The organism is Streptomyces sp. NPDC096176 (assembly GCF_044763255.1).
Taxonomy (GTDB): Bacteria; Actinomycetota; Actinomycetes; order Streptomycetales; family Streptomycetaceae; genus Streptomyces.
The window spans coordinates 241,890-259,076 of record NZ_JBIWFV010000003.1; the positions used below are offsets into that span (position 1 = coordinate 241,890).

A 17,187-nucleotide genomic window follows, 5' to 3' on the forward strand; every position below is an offset into this window, starting at 1 on the left:
CCGGCCGTAGAATCCGCCAGGTGAGCGCCACCATGACATCCGTCGACGCCCCCAGGCCCGCCCCCGCCGCAGGCCGGCCGCTGCTGTGGCGCCTCGCCCGCGCGGGCGCCGCCGCGCTCGGTGGCGGACTCCTCTTCGCGAGCTTCCCACCGCGTCCGCTGTGGTGGCTCGCCTTCCCCGCGTTCGCCCTCCTCGGCTGGGCCCTGCGGGGACGCCGGCTGCGGGCGGGCTTCGGTCTGGGCTACCTGGCCGGCCTCGGCTTCCTGCTTCCGCTGCTGGTCTGGACGGGCGAGGAGGTCGGCCCCGGGCCGTGGCTGGCCCTGGTCGCGGCGGAGGCCCTGTTCGTCGCCCTGTCCTGCATGGGGATCGCCGCCGTCTCCCGCCTGCCCGCCTGGCCGGTGTGGGCCGCGGCCGTGTGGATCGTCGGCGAGGCGGCCCGCGCCCGGATGCCTTTCGGAGGCTTCCCCTGGGGCAAGATCGCCTTTGGTCAGGCCGACGGGTTCTTCCTGCCACTCGCGGCTGTCGGTGGCACACCCGTGCTCGGCTTCGCGGTGGTGCTCTGCGGCTTCGGCCTCTACGAGACCGGGCGGCAGGCGCTCGCCTTCCGGCGCACCCGCTCGATGCCGCGCGGCGCGGCTGCCGCGGCCCTCCTCGCTCTGCTCATGCCCATGGCCGCCGCCCTCGCCGCCCGGCCCCTCGTCGACGACTCCGCCGAGGACGGCACGGCGACCGTCGCCGCCATCCAGGGCAACGTCCCCCGCCTCGGTCTCGACTTCAACGCCCAGCGCCGGGCCGTCCTCGACAATCACGCCCGCCGCACCGAGCAGCTCGCGGAGGACGTCGAGGCGGGCAAGGAGCCCAGGCCCGACTTCGTTCTGTGGCCCGAGAACTCCTCCGACCTCGACCCCTACCGCAACGCCGACGCCCGTCAGGTCATCGACGACGCGGTCGAGGCGATCGGCGTGCCCACCGTCGTCGGCGCCGTGGTCACCCCGGAGACCGGCAAACTCCGCAACACCCTGATCGAGTGGGACCCGGCTCGTGGCCCCGTGGACACCTACGACAAGCGCCACGTCCAGCCGTTCGGCGAGTACATCCCGATGCGGTCCCTCGTGCGGATCTTCAACTCCGACGTCGACCGCGTCCGCCGCGACTTCGGGCCCGGGGACGAGGTCGGCGTCTTCGACCTGGCCGGTACGAAGGTCGGCCTCGTCACCTGCTTCGAGGCGGCCTTCGACGACGCGGCGCGCGACACCGTCACCCACGGGGCGCAGCTCATCTCCGTACCGAGCAACAACGCCACCTTCGGCCGCAGTGAGATGACCTACCAGCAGCTGGCGATGTCGCGGGTGCGGGCCGTTGAACACAGCCGGTCCGTCGTCGTCCCCGTCACCAGCGGGGTCAGCGCCGTCATCACCCCGGACGGGGAGATCGTCGAGACGACGGGAATGTTCACCCCGGGCGCGCTCGTCGCCGAGGTGCCGCTGCGCTCGTCGCTCACGCCCGCCACACGGCTCGCCGGGTGGCCCGAGCTGATCGTTGTGCTGCTGGCGGCGGGCGGCCTGGGAACGGTCGCCGCAGGTGCCGTACGGAAGCGGCGCCGGACCGCGGACGAGGGTTCCCGCATGGACGCCGCGGCGGTGAAGCGCTGACGAGGGCCCGCCACCCGCTGCCGGAAGCCCTCGGGGGAGGTGGGCGCCGGGGGTGGCAGAGGCCTTCCGGGCAGACGGGCGCCGGGACGGCCATCGCGTTCCCGGAGGCCCTCCGGGCAGACGGGCTCCGGGGTGGCGAGAGGCCCGTCGGGGCCCACACGGCGTCGGCCCGTTAGGGTCCTGACCATGGGAACTCCCGACTTCATCCGTGACATCCGGGCCAACGCCGGCCACCAGCTGCTCTACCTCCCGGGTGTCAGCGCCGTCGTGTTCGACGACGAGGGGCGGGTGCTTCTCGGCATGCGCGCCGACACGGGCAATTGGTCGATCATCGGGGGTATCCCGGAGCCTGGGGAACAACCGGCCGTGACGGCCGAGCGTGAGGTGTACGAGGAGACCGCGGTGCGCTGCGTCGCCGAGCGGGTGGCCCTCGTCCAGGCACTGCCCAGGCCCGTCACGTACCCCAACGGCGACGTGTGCCAGTACATGGACATCACCATGCGCTGCCGTGCCGTGAGCGGTGCCTCGGAAGCGCGTGTCAACGACGAGGAGTCCCTCGAGGTGGGCTGGTTCCCCGTCGACGCGCTGCCGGAGCTCAAGGAGTTTGCGATCTTCCGGATCAAGCAGGCCCTCATGGAGGGACCAGCATGGTTCCAACCCACCATCTGAGGGTCAAGTATGGGTCGGGACCATATCGGTAGCCAGGTGATCGCTGCCTAGGGTGCCCCACATGACCGCGCCCAGCACACCCCCCGGCACCTCGGGCCCCGCAGCCGGTGCCTCTTCCGTCTCCGTCGATCTCGGCGGCCGTACCGCCCTCGTCACCGGTGCCGCGGGCGGCATCGGCCGTGCGTGCGCGCTCCGGCTCGCTGCCGCAGGCGCGAAGGTCAGAGCCGTCGACAGGGACGCCGAAGGGCTGGCGGCGCTCGCCGGGCCGGCCGAGGGCCTGGCCGGTGCTGTCGAGCCGTACGTCCTCGACCTCACCGAGCTCGACGCCGCCGAGGAGGCGGCGGCCGACGCGGACATCCTCGTGAACAACGCCGGCCTGCAACTGGTCCGTCCCATCGAGGACTTCCCGCCGGACGTTTTCCACACCGTCCTGACGGTGATGCTGGAAGCACCGTTCCGGCTGATCAGAGGCGCTCTGCCGCACATGTACGCGCAGGGCTGGGGCCGTATCGTCAATATCTCGTCCGTGCACGGGCTGCGGGCCTCGGCATACAAGTCCGCCTATGTGGCCGCCAAACATGGCCTCGAAGGTCTTTCCAAGACGGCCGCCCTCGAAGGCGCCCCGCACGGAGTGACGTCCGTCTGCGTCAGCCCCGGATATGTGCGCACACCACTGGTCGAGAAGCAGATCGCCGACCAGGCCGCCGCGCACGCGCTCCCGGAGGACCAGGTCCTCACCGAGGTCCTGCTCAAGGACTCCGCGATCAAACGGCTGATCGAGCCGGAGGAGGTCGCGGACGCCGCTCTCTACCTGTGCTCGCCGCACGCCTCCTTCATCACCGGCACCTCGCTGGCCCTCGACGGCGGATGGACGGCTCACTAGGGATCGTTGTCCACAGGGCTGGTGCGACCACCCGTACGGCAGGTAATCCTGTGTCCATGTCCCACGATCAAGCCCCCTACCTGGAGCTCCTCGCCCGCGGCGCCGCCATCGAGGCGTACGACCGGCCGCTGCTGGTCGCGCGCGCGGACGGTGCGGCGCCCGAGGAGCTGGCCGCGCTCGAGCACGCCAAGCAACTGGCCCTGCGCGTGCGTGCCGAGCTCGAGGGGCGGCGCCGCCGAGAGGCGGAACTGTCCGCCCTCTTCGAGACCGCGCACGACCTCGCGGGTCTGCGTGACCTTGATGCCGTCCTCAGGGCGATCGTGCAGCGTGCCCGGTCACTGCTGGGCACCGAGGTCGCGTACCTCAGCCTCAACGACCCGGCCGCGGGCGACACCTACATGCGGGTCACCGAAGGGTCGGTGTCGGCACGCTTCCAGCAGGTGAGGCTGGGGATGGGGGAGGGGCTCGGCGGTCTCGTCGCCCAGACCGCCCGGCCCTATGTCACCGACAGCTACTTCGACGACGCCCGCTTCGAGCACACCAGGACCATCGACGCCGCGGTCAGGGACGAGGGGCTCGTCGCCATCCTCGGTGTGCCGCTCATGCTCGGCAGCCAGGTCATCGGCGTCCTGTTCGCCGCCGACCGGCGCGCCAGAGTCTTCGAGCGGGAACAGGTCGCGCTGCTCGCCTCCTTCGCCGCGCACGCCGCCGTCGCCATCGACACCGCGAACCTCCTGGCGGAGACCCGCTCCGCGCTCGCCGATCTCGAGCGGGCCAACGCGATCATCCAGGACCACAGCAGCGTCCTCGAGCGGGCGTCCGACGTGCACGACCGCCTCACCGAGCTCGTCCTGCGCGGCGGAGGGGTACACGACGTGGCCGCCGCACTCTCCGAAGTCCTCGATGGCACCGTCGAGTTCACTGAGAGCGGCCCGGACACCACCCGCGCAGGCGGCCACGCCACCCGGCACGGCGACGACTGGGTCGCGGCCGTGTCCGCCGGCGGTGAGGTCTTCGGCGCGCTCGTGCTGCACGGCCACCCCGACCTCGACCCTGTGGACCGCCGCACCCTCGAGCGCGCGGCGCTCGTCACCTCACTGCTGCTGCTCGCCCGGCGGTCCGCCCACGACGCGGAGCAGCGGGTGCGCGGCGAGCTCCTCGACGACCTGCTCGACGCCCCCGACCGGGACCCCAGGATGCTGCGCGAGCGGGCCGCCCGGCTGGGCGCGGACCTGGACGCACCGCATGTTGTGCTCGCCGCGCGTATCGACGGGCCCGTCGGCGAAGCCGCCGCCCGCGACGCGTCGGGCCCCCACGCCGGTCCGGTCACCGGCTCCGACTCGTCCGCGCGTGAGACGGCGGACCGGCAGCGCCTGTGGTCCGCCGCCTCCCACCTGGCCGCGACCCGCTCGGGCCTCGCCGCCGCCCGCGACGGCGGCGCCGTCCTGCTGCTGCCGCTCGGCCGCGACGACAGCCCGGCCGACCTGGCACGCCAGACCGCCCGGCAACTCGGCGGCACGCTGCGGGAGATGGTGACCGTCGGCGCGTCGTCCCCCCTCCCCTCACCGGCGGGTGACCCCACCCCGGTGGCCGACGCGTACGCCCAGGCACGGCGCTGCCTCGACGCCCTGCGCCTCCTCGGGCGCTCCGGACAGGGAGCGGCTGCGCAGGACCTCGGATTCCTCGGGCTGCTGCTCGCCGACCCCGGCGACATCGACGGCTTCGTGCAGCGCACGATCGGCGAGGTCGTCGACTACGACCGCCGGCGCGGCACCGACCTCGTCGGCACCCTGGACGCGTACTTCGCGAGCGGCATGAGTCCGGCCCGTACGAAGGACGATCTGCACGTCCATGTGAACACCGTGGCCCAACGGCTGGAGCGGATCGGGCGCTTGCTCGGCCCCGGCTGGCAGTCGCCGGCGAGGTCCCTGGAGATCCAGCTGGCGCTGCGGTTGCACGCGATGTCGTCGGCGGTCTCGTCCTGAGTGCATGAGTGCGCGTCGGCAGCCAGGGACCCGGCCCCGGACAACTGAACCGGACCCGATGCCGATTCCGGCCCGGGCGCCGGTCTCCGTGCGTCGCGACCCACGCGGAACCGCGCGGACTCCTGTGAGTCCGCGCGGTTCCGCGTGGTTGTGCTCGACGCCCGCCGAATCGGCAGCGCCGGGTCAGACGGTCGGCACGTCGGCGGTCCGTGCGTCCGCGGTCCTCGCGGCCACAGCGCTGTCGGCCGGGTCCGTTCCGGCGTCCATGGCCGTCAGGTCCCGGTCCCTCGTCTCCCGGGCGCAGGCGATGGCCACCACGGTGAGCAGCGCCGCGGCGATGACGTAGAGGGCGATCGGCGCCGACGAGTCGAAGTCGGCCAGCAGCGCCGTCGCGATCAGCGGAGCCGGTGCGCCTGCCGCGACCGAGGAGAACTGAGCGCCGATGGACGCACCCGAGTAGCGCATGCGCGTCGCGAACATCTCGGAGAAGAACGCCGCCTGGGGCGCGTACATCGCGCCGTGCAGCACCAGTCCGACCGTGACCGCGAGCAGCAGGGCGCCGAAGCCGCCCGTGTCGATGAGCGCGAAGAAGGGGAACATCCAGGCCCCGACGCCGATGGCACCGATCAGATAGACCGGCCGCCGGCCGATCCGGTCGGACAGCGCGCCCCACATCGGAATCACCGCGAAGTGCACGGCGGATGCGATGAGTACGGCATTGAGCGCGGTCTGCTTGCTCATCTCCACGGCGGTCGTCGCGTAGACGAGGATGAACGCGGTGATCACGTAGTAGCTGATGTTCTCGGCCATCCGGGCGCCCATGGCGATCAGCACATCGCGCCAGTGGTGGCGCAGTACGGCGACGAGCGGCATCTTCTCCACCTGGCCGGCTTCCGCCTTGCGCTGCTCGGCCTGGGCCAAGGCCGCCTTGAAGACTGGTGATTCATCGACAGAGAGACGAATCCACAAGCCGACGATCACCAGCACACCGGACAACAGGAACGGAATGCGCCAGCCCCATGAGGTGAACGCGGCATCCGAGAGCAGCGCGGTGAGCGCCGACAGCACGGCGGTGGCGAGCAACTGCCCGGCCGGTGCGCCCGTCTGCGGCCAGGAAGCCCAGAAACCACGCCGCTTGGCGTCACCGTGCTCCGACACCAGCAGTACGGCGCCGCCCCACTCGCCGCCGAGCGCGAAGCCCTGCACGAGCCGCAGTACGGTCAGCAGGACCGGAGCCGCGGAGCCGATGGTCGCGTGTGTCGGCAGCAGACCGATCGCGAAGGTGGCGCCGCCCATCAGCAGCAGACTGAGCACCAGCAGCTTCTTGCGCCCGAGTCGGTCGCCGTAGTGCCCGAAGACCAGGGCGCCGAGCGGCCGTGCCGCGAATCCGACGGCGTAGGTGAGGAAGGAGAGCAGCGTGCCGACCAGCGGATCGGATTCCGGGAAGAACAGCTTGTTGAAGACGAGCGCGGCGGCCGAGCCGTAGAGGAAGAAGTCGTACCACTCGATGGTGGTGCCGATGAGGCTCGCGGCGACGATGCGCTTGAGCGAGTTCGGCGCGGGTGGAGCGCTTGCGGGGGCGGCCATGGACACCACTTCCGGACAGTTGGCGGGGACGTTTCCGTGTCGCCACACCGTAGGAAGAGGCAGGTCAGGGTCACATGTGGCGGGGCACCATAGTTACGGGGTCCGGAGTGCGCGTGCCCACCATGGGCCGGGGGCGGGGCCTCCGCGAGGCTCTGGACCGGCCGTAGAAGGGGGCGTCCGAGTTGCCTGATTCCCCACGATTTCCCGTGTCACAGGGCCACGGTGGTCACTTCGGTCGCCTTCACGCTCGTCCACACCGCCGTGCCGTCTGCGAGGCCGAGGTCCGCCGCCGCCTGCGGGGTGATCTCCGCGACGAGGTCGGGGGCCCGGTCGGAGGTGATCAGCACACGGAGCCTGCTGCCCGATGTGGTGATCTCCCGTACGGTGCCGGGCCACACATTCCGTGGGCTTCCGCCGGGCTTGTCGCGGTACACGGACACGGCTTCGGGGGCGATGATCGCCAGCGCTTCGGTGCCTGCCGGCAGCGAGTCCGCGATCACGAGCCGTCCACCGCCGTCCAGTTCGAGCCCTTCGGCCGTGGTCGTGCCCGGCCAGGCGTTCCGTCCGAGCATCCGGGCCACCCAGGGCGAGCGCGGGTGGCGGGCGACCTCGGCGGGCGGGGCGTCCTGGAGGGACCGTCCGTCCTCGAGCACAAGGACTCGGTCGGCGAGGGAGACGGCCTCGACAGGATCGTGGGTGACGATCAGACAGACACCGCCGAAACCGTCGAGATGCCTGCGCAGGGTGTGCCGGACATGGGCCCGGGTGGTCTGGTCGAGGGCGGCGAGCGGTTCGTCGAGGAGCAGCAGCCGTGGGCGTGCGGCGAGCGCGCGGGCGAGAGCCACCCGTTGCGCCTGTCCGCCGGAGACCTGTCCGGGCTTGCGGCGCGCGAGGTGACCGACGCCGAGCCGGTCGAGCCACTGCTGCGCCTCGCGGCGGGCATCGGCGCGGGGGACGCCGTTGGCACGCAGGCCGTACGCGGTGTTGGCGGACGCGGTCATGTGGGGGAAGAGGGCGCCGTCCTGGGGGACCCAGGCCACTCCCCGGCGGTGCGGAGGCCGCGAGGTGACGTCGGTGTCGCCGAGGTGCACGGTGGCGTGCGCGCGCGGGGTGAGGCCGAGGAGGGCGCGCAGGAGTGTGCTCTTGCCCGCGCCGTTGGCGCCGACGACCGCAATCGTGGTGCCCGGCTCGGCGTCCAGGGTCAGTCGGGTGAAGCCCGTGACCTCGGCGTGCAGGGGCCACAGGGTTTCCGGCACCAGCGGTTCGGGATCCGCGGGATGCGCCGCTGTGACCGGGGCGGGCTCGTCCGCCGGGCGTGGGGCGTGCTGAGCCCGGTCGCTCGGCGTTCCGGTCCAACGGCCGCGCAGCGCGACGAGCACGAGCATGGCGATGACGAGCAGCAGGAGCGAGACGGACGTCGCCGCCTCCGGCTGCTCCTGCAGCAGCAGATAGACCTGAAGGGGCAGCGTCTGGGTCGTTCCGGGAAGGTTTCCGGCGAACGTGATGGTGGCGCCGAACTCACCCAGCGCCCGCGCCCAGGTGAGGGCGGCGCCGGCGACCAGCCCCGGAGCGACCATGGGCATCGTCACGGTGAAGAACACGCGTATCGGCGAGGCCCCCAGGGAGGCGGCGGTCTCCTCGTAACGCGGGCGCAGTCCGCCCAGCGCTCCCTCGAGGCTGATGACGAGGAAGGGCATGGCGACGAAGGTCGCGGCGAGAACCGCGCCCGACGTGTGGAACGGCAGGGTGATGCCGAAGGTGTTCTCCAGCCACGGACCGAGAAGACCGCGACGGCCGAAGGCGAGGAGAAGGGCAACTCCGCCAACGGTCGGCGGGAGGACCATCGGCAGCAGGACGAGTGAGCGGATGAACGCCTTGCCGGGGAAGTCCACCCGGGCCAGCAGCCAGGCCAACGGCACACCCAGCAGCAGGGACAGGCCGAGGGCCCAGAGAGAGACGACGAGCGACAGCCGCAGCGCCTGGGTGGTACCCGGGCTGGTCAGATGTGCGCCGAGCTCGCCCCAGGAGGTGCGGACAAGGATCCCGATCAGTGGGAGCAACAGGAACGCGACGGCCAGCAACGCCGGGATCGCCAGGGCGAGCGGCGCGCGAGCCCGCGCGGCACGCGGCCTCTCCGCCGATGTCGGCACAAGGGTGCTGAAACGTTTCATCGAAGGTTCCCGGGCTCACAGGAGGAGGAAAGCGTCGGACAGCCACACTGGGGCTGCCGGGCCCGCAGACCCGGGCACCCCCAGCAGGCGGGCACGGTGCGGTGTAGGCGGGCACGGTGCGGTTACGGCTGCTGGAAGCCGGCGTCCTGGAGGATCTTCTGCGCCTCGGGAGTGCTCAGCCAGGCGACGAACGCGGCGGCGGCCTCGGAGTTCTTCGACGCCTTCAGCGTGGCGGCCGGGTACTCGGCGATCGCGTTCTGGTCGTCGGGGATCGCGACCGCGTCGACCTTGTCGACGGACTTCTCGGCATCGGTCTTGTAGACGAGGCCGACGTCGGCCTCGCCGAGTTCGACCTTGCTCAGGACGGCACGGACGTTCGGCTCCTGGGAGACCGGCTTCACCGTGATCTTCTGGGCGTCGAGGATCTTCTTGCTGTAGCGGCCGGCGGGCACCTCGGGTGCGGCGAGGACGACTTTCAGCTGCGGGTCGCCGAGGTCCTTCAGCTCGTCGACCTTCTTCGGGTTGCCCTCGCCGGTGGCGATGACCAGCCGGTTCTTGGCGATGACGGTCGGCGTTCCGGTGTCGGCCTTCAGTCCGTCCATTGTCTTGGTGTCGGCGGTGATCAGGGCGTCGGCGGGCGCGCCCTGCTTCACCTGCGCGGCGAGCTCCTGCGACCCGGCGAAGGAGAACGTCACCTTCGTCCCCGGGTGCGCCTTCTCGTACGCCGCGCCCGCGGTCTTGAACACATCGGTCAGCGAAGCGGCGGCCAGGACCGTCAGATCGGCCTTGGAGGTGCCGGTGGCGGACTCGGCGGCCTTGGCGCCGGAGTCCTGGGTGTCGTCGTTGCCGCAGGCGGCCAGCGGCATGAGGAGAGCGGCTGTCAGGACGGCAGTGGCGGCACGGCGTCCGGTGAAGTTGAAGGACATGCGGGTGGTTCTCCTCGGCAATGCGGTCGGGGTGGGCCGTCCGGGCGGATGGTGGTGAGCCGCGCCTGTGACGGGTGGCGCCGCTTGTATGCGTGAGGGGTCAGGTGCGGTCGATGTGCACGCTGGTCGACTTCACGCGGGCGGTGGCCTGCATGCCGACTTCGAGTCCCAGTTCCTCGACGGCCTCCCTGGTCAGCAGGGACACCAGACGGTGGGGGCCCGCCTGGATCTCCACCTGCGCCGCCACGTCACCGAGCTTGACCGCGGTCACGATGCCGGGGAACGCGTTGCGCGCGGAGGTGTAGGGGGTGTCCTCGTCGCTGCTCCCGCCGCCCTGGGCGACCTCGATGGAGAAGGCGGCCAGATCGCGGCCGTCGATGAGGCGGCGCCCGCCCTCGTCGCGATGGGTCGCGACTCGGCCGGCGTCCGCCCAGCGGCGGGCTGTGTCCGGGCTGACGCCGAGCAGACGTGCCGCCTGTCCGATGGTGTAGGACTGCATGCGCGCCACCGTAGGGCCCTTGGCCTCTCAAATGCAATTGATTCGTGGATTTCTCACGGCAGATGCCAGCTCGCTTGGAGAAACCGCCAAACAGCGACAGAAGCCCGGATCCTTGTTGCCCCCGGCCTGAACCTCGGGCCGTTGAAACGGCGCGGCGGGGTGAGCTGCACGTGCCAGTCGGTACGCGTCGCCCTCCTCGCGCTTGCGGCGCGCGGTGGGAATGATCCACGGGGTGTGGCTACAGTGCTGAATAGGCGTGCGAAAACCTGCTTTCCAGCACAAATTGGGGCGTTCATTCATGAGCCTGAGCATTCGTAACCAGCTTCCCGGCACCGTCACGTCGGTGACCACCGGCGAAGCCATGGCTACCGTCAAGGTCCGCCTCGAGGGCGGCCAGAACGTCACCGCCGCCGTCACGGCCGACGCCGTCAAGGAACTCGGTCTCGGCGAAGGCGCCACGGTGCGCATCCTGGTGAAGGCCACCGAAGTGGCCCTGGCCACCGGCCCCGTGGACGGAGTGAGCATCCGCAACCAGATGCCCGGCACGGTGAGCGATGTCTCGACCGGTGGCGCCATGGCCAGTGTCAAGGTGGACATCGAAGGTGGCAGTCTCACCGCAGCCATCACCAAGGACGCGGCCTCGGCCCTCGGCCTCGCGGTCGGCACCTCGGTCGTGGCGCTCGTCAAGTCCACCGAGATCTCCCTCGCCAGCGCCTGACGGGACTTGTGGTCGATCGGTGCCCCGCACGTGTCGCGTGCGGGGCACCGCCGCGCCTCACAGTGGCGGGACGGTCGTCGGGCTCCACAGGGCGGGACGGCCGTCGGGCTCCACAGGGCGGGACGGTCGTCGGGCTCCACAGGGCGGGACGGTCGTCCGGCAGCCGGCAGGCGCCGAGCCTGCTGGTGACCGCGCTGATGCAACGGGCGCGAACGAATCAGCCACGGACGACGAGACCAGCAGGCGTCGGCCGGCGCTCAGGGTCGGTGGACGAGCTCTGTCGGGAGGGCGGCGATCAGCACCCAGACTCCGACGCCGAGGAGCCACCACGTGTCGACGGCCGCGCCCATGGCGGTCAGCGCCGGCGCTGATGCCGCGAGGGCGACGGTGGCTCGGCGTACGCCCCGGTCCGGCCGCCAGGAAGAGGCACACCCTTGACCATGCCGGCCCGATCACAGAGAGATCGACGGCCGGGTGGGTTTCTGTCGGCGTCATGGCGCCGCAGGGCGTACGTCAGAGGTCACCCGCGGTGGCCTTGGTGCAGGTTCACGTGCCATGTCGGTGTCAGGCCAGGACGGAGCGGAGCGCCAGTTCGATCCACCGGTCGCGGGCCGCCGCGGGCAGGGTGTCGTCGGGCGCCGTGGCGGCGATGAGGGCGAAGTCCGCCGTGGTGATGTCCGGGCGGAGGAGACCATGGGCGTGCGCGACGGCGGTGATGCGATCCAGTTCGGCGAAACCGCGGCTCTCCATCTCCTGCAGTGCGTCGGAGGCGAGCCCCGTCGCGGCCGCCTTGATCGCCTTGTCGGCGGCGGGTTTGGTGATCAGCCACTCGAGCAGGCCACGGAGTTCCGCGGCCGGGTCGGCGCCGTTCTCCACCCGGTCGGCCGCTGCCCGGACGTCGGCGACCAGCCGCTCCGTGAGTTCGGCCAGGGCCGCGGCGATCAGATCGGATTTTGTGGGGAAGTGGCGGTACAGCGTCCCTACCGCGACCCCGGCCTCCGCCGCTATCTCGTCCATCCCCACGCCTTCGCCCCGGGCGGCGAGCAGAGCGCCGGCGGCGGTGAGGATGCGTTCCCGATTGCGCAGTGAGTCGGCACGGACCACTGGAGCCTCCCACTGGCTGCTTGTTGCCTGCCTGCTGCCTGCTTGACCAAACATGAACTCAGGTTCACTATAGATGGTGAACCAGAGTTCATGTTAGGAGAAGCGCCATGACCGGCTGGACCGAAGAACACGTCCCCCGCCTCGCCGACGGCACCTTCGCCGTGGTGACCGGCGCGAACACCGGACTCGGGCTCCACACCACCCGCGTCCTCGCCCGCCAGGGGGCGACCGTGGTGATGGCCTGCCGCAACAAGGAGAAGGCCGCTGCCGCACGCCAGTCGCTCGTCGGCGTCGGCATTGACCCCACCCGCCTGCGCACGGCACCGCTGAACCTCGCGGACCAGGAGTCGATCGCGCGATTCGCCGAAGACCTGCCGGACGAGCGCGTCGACCTGCTCATCAACAACGCGGGCCTGATGGCCGTGCCCCGCTCCCGGACGGTCGACGGCTTCGAGACCCAGTTCGGCGTGAACCACCTGGGCCACATGGCCCTCACGCTCCGGCTCCTGCCGCGGCTGAACGCCACACCGGGCGCCCGCGTCGTGACCATCACCAGCATGGGACACCGCCCCGGCCGTATCCGGCCGGACGACCCGAACTTCGAGCGCGGCGGCTACAACCGCTGGATCGCCTACTTCCAGTCGAAGCTGGCGAACATGCTCTTCGCCGCAGAACTCGCCCGCCGAAACGAGGGCCGCGGCGCGCTGTCGCTCGCGGCGCACCCCGGCTACGCGGCGACCGAGCTCGGCAAGGACACCGGCGTACAGGCGCGAGTCCTCTCCCTGTTCGACAGGGTCGCCGCGCAGCCCGCCGACGCCGGCGCCTGGCCGACCCTGCGCGCCGCGACCGACCCGGCCGCACGCAACGGCACCCTGTACGGTCCGCGCTGGATCGCCTTCGGGCCCGCCGGACCGGAGACGCCCAGCCGCACCGCACGCCGGCAGGATCTGGCGGCGCAGCTGTGGGACCTCTCCCTCGAGCTGCTCTCGCCGGCCAAGGTGGAGGACCCCCTGCGCTGACACGCGCCGCCACCCGTTCCCGGTGGGTGGTGCCCGTTCACAGCACGGCCTCCGTTCACAGCATCACGTGTTTGACCTGCGTGTAGTCCAGCAGCCCCGCCATCGACAGGTCGCTGCCGTATCCGGAGTGCTGCACGCCACCGTGCGGCATCTCCGACACCGTGGTCCCATGCGTGTTCACCCACACGATGCCCGCGTGCAGCGCCCGCGTCGCCCGCATGGCGCGGTCGTGATCGGCGGTCCAGACGCTCGCCGCGAGGCCGTAGCGGGTGTCGTTCGCGAGACGCAGAGCCTCCTGTTCGTCGGTGAAGGACTGAACGGTGACGACAGGGCCGAAGATCTCCTCCTGCACGATCTCGTCGTCCTGCCGGACCCCGGTGACCACCGTCGCGGCGTGGAAGCAGCCGGGCCCTGCGATCCGCGCACCGCCCAGGGGAACCTTCGCCCGGCCCGGCAGCCTGCTCAGCAGGCCCTCCACGTCGGCGAGCCGGCCCGCGCTGTTGAGCGGGCCGAAGTCGACTCCGGGCCGCAGCGCCGACGCATGGGCTGCGAACGCGTCGACGAAAGCGTCGTGGAGGGACGCGTGGACCAGCAGCCGTGTCGGCGCCGTGCAGTCCTGGCCCGCGTTGTAGTACGCGACTGCCGCGAGTTGCGCGGCGGTCGACTCCACATCGGCGTCGTCGTACACGATGACGGGGGCGTTCCCGCCCAGTTCCAGATGCACGCGCTTCAGATCGGCGGCCGCGGCGGTGGCGATCTCGCGCCCCGCCCGCACGCTGCCGGTAACCGCGATCAGCCGGATCGACGGGTGCGTGACGAGCGCCCGTCCGGTGTTCCGGTCGCCGCACACCACGTTCAGCACGCCCGGCGGCAGGTGCTCCGCGGCGATACGGGCCAGCAGCACGGACGACGAGGGGGTCGTGTCCGCCGGTTTGAGAACACTCGTGTTCCCGGCGGCGATCGCCGGTGCCACCTTCCACACCGCCGTCATCAGCGGGTAGTTCCAGGGGGTGATCTGCGCGCAGACGCCGACCGCCTCGCGGCGCAGCAACGAGGTGCGCCCCTCGGTGTATTCGCCTGCTGCGGCACCCGGCAGGTTCCGGGCGGCGCCGGCGAAGAACCGCACGGAGTCGACGATCGCGGGCAACTCGTCGGAGCGGAACAGTTCCGCCGGCTTGCCGGTGTCCGCCGTCTCCGCGGCCACCAGCTCGTCCGCGTGCGTCTCCAGTGCGTCGGCGATGCGCAGCAGCGCGGTCTGCCGCTCGGCCGGCGTCGTCACCGACCAGCGCTCGTACGCCGAGGCCGCCGCCGCACAGGCGGCGTCGGTGTCCTTCGGCCCCGACAGGGGCGCCGTGCGGCGGGTGGTGCCGGTCGCCGGGTCGGTCAGACGCATGGTCGCACCGGTCGCTGCGGGCAGGTCGTCGCCGCCGATGTGGTTGTGCACGGTGGGGTGTCGTCGCTCAGCCACGGCGCAACGCCTCCCTCGCGGCGCCGCGTCCGGTACGGACCGCGCCCTCCATGTAGCCGGCGACCCACTGGTCCGAACCGCAGACGTAGAAGGGCGGTTCGTGGGTGCCGTGCAGCGGTCCGACCGCCATGACGTCGCCGGGTGTCCACTGCGTGACGTAGCCCTGCGTCCACGGATCGGTGCCCCACATACGGACCCAGCAACGGAGCGGGCGGTGTGCGTCGTCGCCGTACAGGCGGGCGATCTCGGCCAGCAGTTCCCGCTCCCTGCGCTCCTCGGGCGTGCTCAGCAGCACGCCGTACCGTTCGGGCGGGACGAGGGCGGACAGCACGCCCTCGCTCTGCGGCCAGGTGCTGCCGAGGACGCCCTCGCACTCGGAGAGACCGTTGTGCCCGGACTCGCGCCAGAACGGCTTGTCGTACGCGGCGGCGAACTTGGCTGCCACGGCCTGTCGTTGGCGGTGCAGGGAAGCGAGCCGGCGGTCCGACACCCCGGTGACGGCGACGGACCGGAGCGGGCCGACGGGCAGCGCGCTGACCACGGCGTCCGCGGTCAGTCTCTCGCCGCCAAAGAGGTGTACGGAGCAGCCGGCGAGTCGGACGTCGACCGCTTCGACGGGCGCGCCGAGCCTGATGCGTGCGCCCAGTTCGTCCGCCATGCGCAGGGCCACGGCCGCGGAGCCCTCCGCGATCCGCAGGCCCTCCCAGTCCTCGTAGTCGTAGTGCTCGACCGGGTCCGAGGAGTGCCCGCCCGCGGCTGCCCGGTCGCCGCCGGGCACGGCCGCGTGCTTGCGCAGGGCGGACAGCAGGGACGTCCGCTCGTACGACCCGCTCGCGAGGGCGAGTTGGCCGATTTCCCAGAGTCGTACGACGCCGGGGGAGGCGCCTTCGGCCCGCAGCCAGCCGGCGACGGAGACCTCGTCGAGGGCGGGGGCGTCGGGGTGGCTCCAGGGATCGTCGGGGTCGACGGTCCGGGCCAGGGTGGCGAAGGCGCCGGTGACACGGCGGTGGCAGGCGTCGTCGCCGGGGCCGAACCAGTGCGGCGGGTCCCCCGCCGAGACGCCCTCGGGCGTGGCCCTGGCGATGACCCCTGGCTCGGCGACGTAGCTGGGAACCAGCGTGAGGCCCAGTTCGGCGGCCAGGGCCAGATAGGCGGTGTGGGCGCGCCCGACGACCTCGCCGCCGAGCTGGACGAGCCGCCCGTCGGGGAGGGTTGCCTGCTCGACCCGGCCACCGACCCGGTCACGGGCCTCGAGGACCAGCACGTCGGCGCCGCCGGCCGCGAGGTCTCGAGCGGCGGCGAGACCGGCGAGTCCGGCGCCGAGCACGATCACGTCATGATGCATGGAGAAGCGTTCCTTCGTTCGAGCTCGATCCGGGGGAAGAGGGCGCCTCAGTCGAGGACCAGACAGTGTTCCGGCAGCCAGCCGATCTCCACGTGTTCGCCGCCGCTCCAGCGGTCCTCCATCCGCGAACGGTCGGTGTTCTGCTCCAGCACCGACACGGCGACACCCGGCGCGAGTTCGATCAGATAGGTCGTGGTCGGACCCGAGTACACGGTCTCCCGGACGACCCCGTTCACCCGCGCCATCCCAGGCCCGAGGTCGGACAGCCAGATCTTCTCGGGCCGGATCGCGAGATTCACCCGGCTGTCCTCGGCGATTCCCTCCCGAGGACCGACGGGCAGCGCCGGGCCCTCATCCATGACCACCGCACCGGCCCGATAGGTGCCGGGCACCAGGTTGGACGTTCCCATGAAGGAGGCGACGAAGCTGTTCGCCGGCCGCTCGTACACGTCCTCGGGTGTGCCGCACTGCTGCACGCGGCCCTCGTTCATCACCGCCATACGGTCCGACATGGTCAGCGCCTCGTCCTGGTCGTGCGTGACGAAGACGAACGTGATGCCGACCTCCCGCTGGATCTGCTTCAGTTCGACCTGCATCTGCCGGCGGAGCCGCAGGTCCAGCGCCGCCAGTGGCTCGTCCAGCAACAGCACCTGAGGCCGGTTGACCAGCGCCCGGGCCAGAGCGACGCGCTGGCGCTGGCCTCCGGACAAGGTGGCGGGCTTGCGGCCGGTGAGGCTTCCCAGCTGCACCCGGTCCAGCATCGTGGCCACCCGCTCGCGGATCTCGGCCCGGGCCACCCCCTTGCGTTTGAGGCCGAAGGCGACGTTGTCGGCCACCGACAGATGGTCGAAGAGGGCGTAGCTCTGGAAGACGGTGTTGACCTCCCGTTTGTTCGGCGGCAGCGCGGTCACGTCCTTGCCGCTCAGCAGGATCGCGCCCTCGGTGGGATCGGTGAACCCGCCGATCATCCGCAGCGACGTCGTCTTGCCGCAGCCGGAAGGGCCGAGCAGTGAGAAGAACTCGCCCGGCGCGATGTCCAGGCACAGGTCTCTGACGGCGTAGGAGTCGTCGTAGCTCTTGCAGATGTTGTCGAGCCGGACGGCGGGCGCGTCGCCCGTGCCGGCCGTGGCAGCGGTCGTGGTGGTCGTTGTGGTCACGGGT

At 71.5% G+C, this 17,187-nt stretch carries 14 protein-coding genes; 6 read left to right on the top strand and 8 right to left on the bottom strand.

Features of this window, described 5'->3' with window-relative positions:
* Positions 1 to 20: 20 nt before the first annotated feature.
* The 4 genes from lnt (at position 21) to ACIQ7Q_RS09840 (ending at position 5,189) form a co-directional block, all read left to right on the top strand.
* Positions 21 to 1,652, top strand: coding sequence for an apolipoprotein N-acyltransferase (lnt, locus tag ACIQ7Q_RS09825; protein ID WP_403858438.1), 1,632 nt, complete (start codon positions 21 to 23; stop codon positions 1,650 to 1,652).
* A gap of 186 nt (positions 1,653 to 1,838) precedes the next feature.
* Entirely contained in the window at positions 1,839 to 2,321 is a 483-nt protein-coding gene (locus ACIQ7Q_RS09830; protein WP_403858440.1) for an NUDIX hydrolase, read from the top strand.
* Between the two features lie 61 nt (positions 2,322 to 2,382).
* Complete coding sequence (locus tag ACIQ7Q_RS09835; RefSeq protein WP_403858442.1) at positions 2,383 to 3,204, top strand: 3-hydroxybutyrate dehydrogenase; 822 nt, start codon at positions 2,383 to 2,385, stop codon at positions 3,202 to 3,204.
* Positions 3,205 to 3,260: 56 nt separating this feature from the next.
* Positions 3,261 to 5,189: a helix-turn-helix domain-containing protein gene (locus tag ACIQ7Q_RS09840; RefSeq protein ID WP_403858444.1), complete on the top strand. Its 1,929-nt coding sequence runs from the start codon at positions 3,261 to 3,263 to the stop codon at positions 5,187 to 5,189.
* Between the two features lie 183 nt (positions 5,190 to 5,372).
* On the opposite strand, the gene ACIQ7Q_RS09845 is transcribed toward ACIQ7Q_RS09840, so the two are convergent.
* From ACIQ7Q_RS09845 to ACIQ7Q_RS09860, 4 genes are all read right to left on the bottom strand, one after another.
* Positions 5,373 to 6,776: an MFS transporter gene (locus tag ACIQ7Q_RS09845; RefSeq protein ID WP_403858446.1), complete on the bottom strand. Its 1,404-nt coding sequence runs from the start codon at positions 6,774 to 6,776 to the stop codon at positions 5,373 to 5,375.
* A gap of 209 nt (positions 6,777 to 6,985) precedes the next feature.
* Positions 6,986 to 8,947 (bottom strand): ABC transporter permease, encoded by a 1,962-nt coding sequence (locus tag ACIQ7Q_RS09850; RefSeq protein WP_403858448.1) that lies wholly within the window; start codon positions 8,945 to 8,947, stop codon positions 6,986 to 6,988.
* Between the two features lie 122 nt (positions 8,948 to 9,069).
* Positions 9,070 to 9,873, bottom strand: a complete 804-nt coding sequence (gene modA / locus ACIQ7Q_RS09855; protein WP_403858450.1) for a molybdate ABC transporter substrate-binding protein — start codon at positions 9,871 to 9,873, stop codon at positions 9,070 to 9,072.
* Positions 9,874 to 9,973: 100 nt separating this feature from the next.
* Complete coding sequence (locus tag ACIQ7Q_RS09860; protein ID WP_403858452.1) at positions 9,974 to 10,372, bottom strand: molybdopterin-binding protein; 399 nt, start codon at positions 10,370 to 10,372, stop codon at positions 9,974 to 9,976.
* A gap of 298 nt (positions 10,373 to 10,670) precedes the next feature.
* Here ACIQ7Q_RS09860 and ACIQ7Q_RS09865 point away from each other — a divergent pair, with 298 nt between their 5' ends.
* Positions 10,671 to 11,090: a molybdopterin-binding protein gene (locus ACIQ7Q_RS09865; RefSeq protein WP_403858454.1), complete on the top strand. Its 420-nt coding sequence runs from the start codon at positions 10,671 to 10,673 to the stop codon at positions 11,088 to 11,090.
* Between the two features lie 564 nt (positions 11,091 to 11,654).
* On the opposite strand, the gene ACIQ7Q_RS09870 is transcribed toward ACIQ7Q_RS09865, so the two are convergent.
* On the bottom strand, positions 11,655 to 12,194 hold the full coding sequence (locus ACIQ7Q_RS09870) for a TetR/AcrR family transcriptional regulator (RefSeq protein ID WP_403858456.1): 540 nt from the start codon (positions 12,192 to 12,194) through the stop codon (positions 11,655 to 11,657).
* A 107-nt stretch (positions 12,195 to 12,301) separates the two neighbouring features.
* Between ACIQ7Q_RS09870 and ACIQ7Q_RS09875 the strand changes: the two genes are divergently transcribed.
* Positions 12,302 to 13,213, top strand: coding sequence for an oxidoreductase (locus tag ACIQ7Q_RS09875; RefSeq protein ID WP_403858458.1), 912 nt, complete (start codon positions 12,302 to 12,304; stop codon positions 13,211 to 13,213).
* 55 nt (positions 13,214 to 13,268) lie between these two features.
* Here ACIQ7Q_RS09875 and ACIQ7Q_RS09880 read toward each other — a convergent pair whose 3' ends face one another.
* Genes ACIQ7Q_RS09880 through ACIQ7Q_RS09890 form a run of 3 tightly spaced genes read right to left on the bottom strand, consistent with a single transcriptional unit; the run spans position 13,269 to position 17,183 of the window.
* Positions 13,269 to 14,681 carry an aminobutyraldehyde dehydrogenase gene (locus tag ACIQ7Q_RS09880; protein ID WP_403858460.1) on the bottom strand — a complete coding sequence of 471 codons (1,413 nt, stop codon included), beginning with the start codon at positions 14,679 to 14,681 and terminating at the stop codon, positions 13,269 to 13,271.
* Entirely contained in the window at positions 14,674 to 16,026 is a 1,353-nt protein-coding gene (locus ACIQ7Q_RS09885) for a flavin monoamine oxidase family protein (RefSeq protein WP_403858462.1), read from the bottom strand. Before ACIQ7Q_RS09885 ends, ACIQ7Q_RS09880 begins: the two co-directional genes overlap by 8 nt.
* Positions 16,027 to 16,073: 47 nt before the next feature.
* Entirely contained in the window at positions 16,074 to 17,183 is a 1,110-nt protein-coding gene (locus ACIQ7Q_RS09890; protein ID WP_403858464.1) for an ABC transporter ATP-binding protein, read from the bottom strand.
* Positions 17,184 to 17,187: the final 4 nt, after the last annotated feature.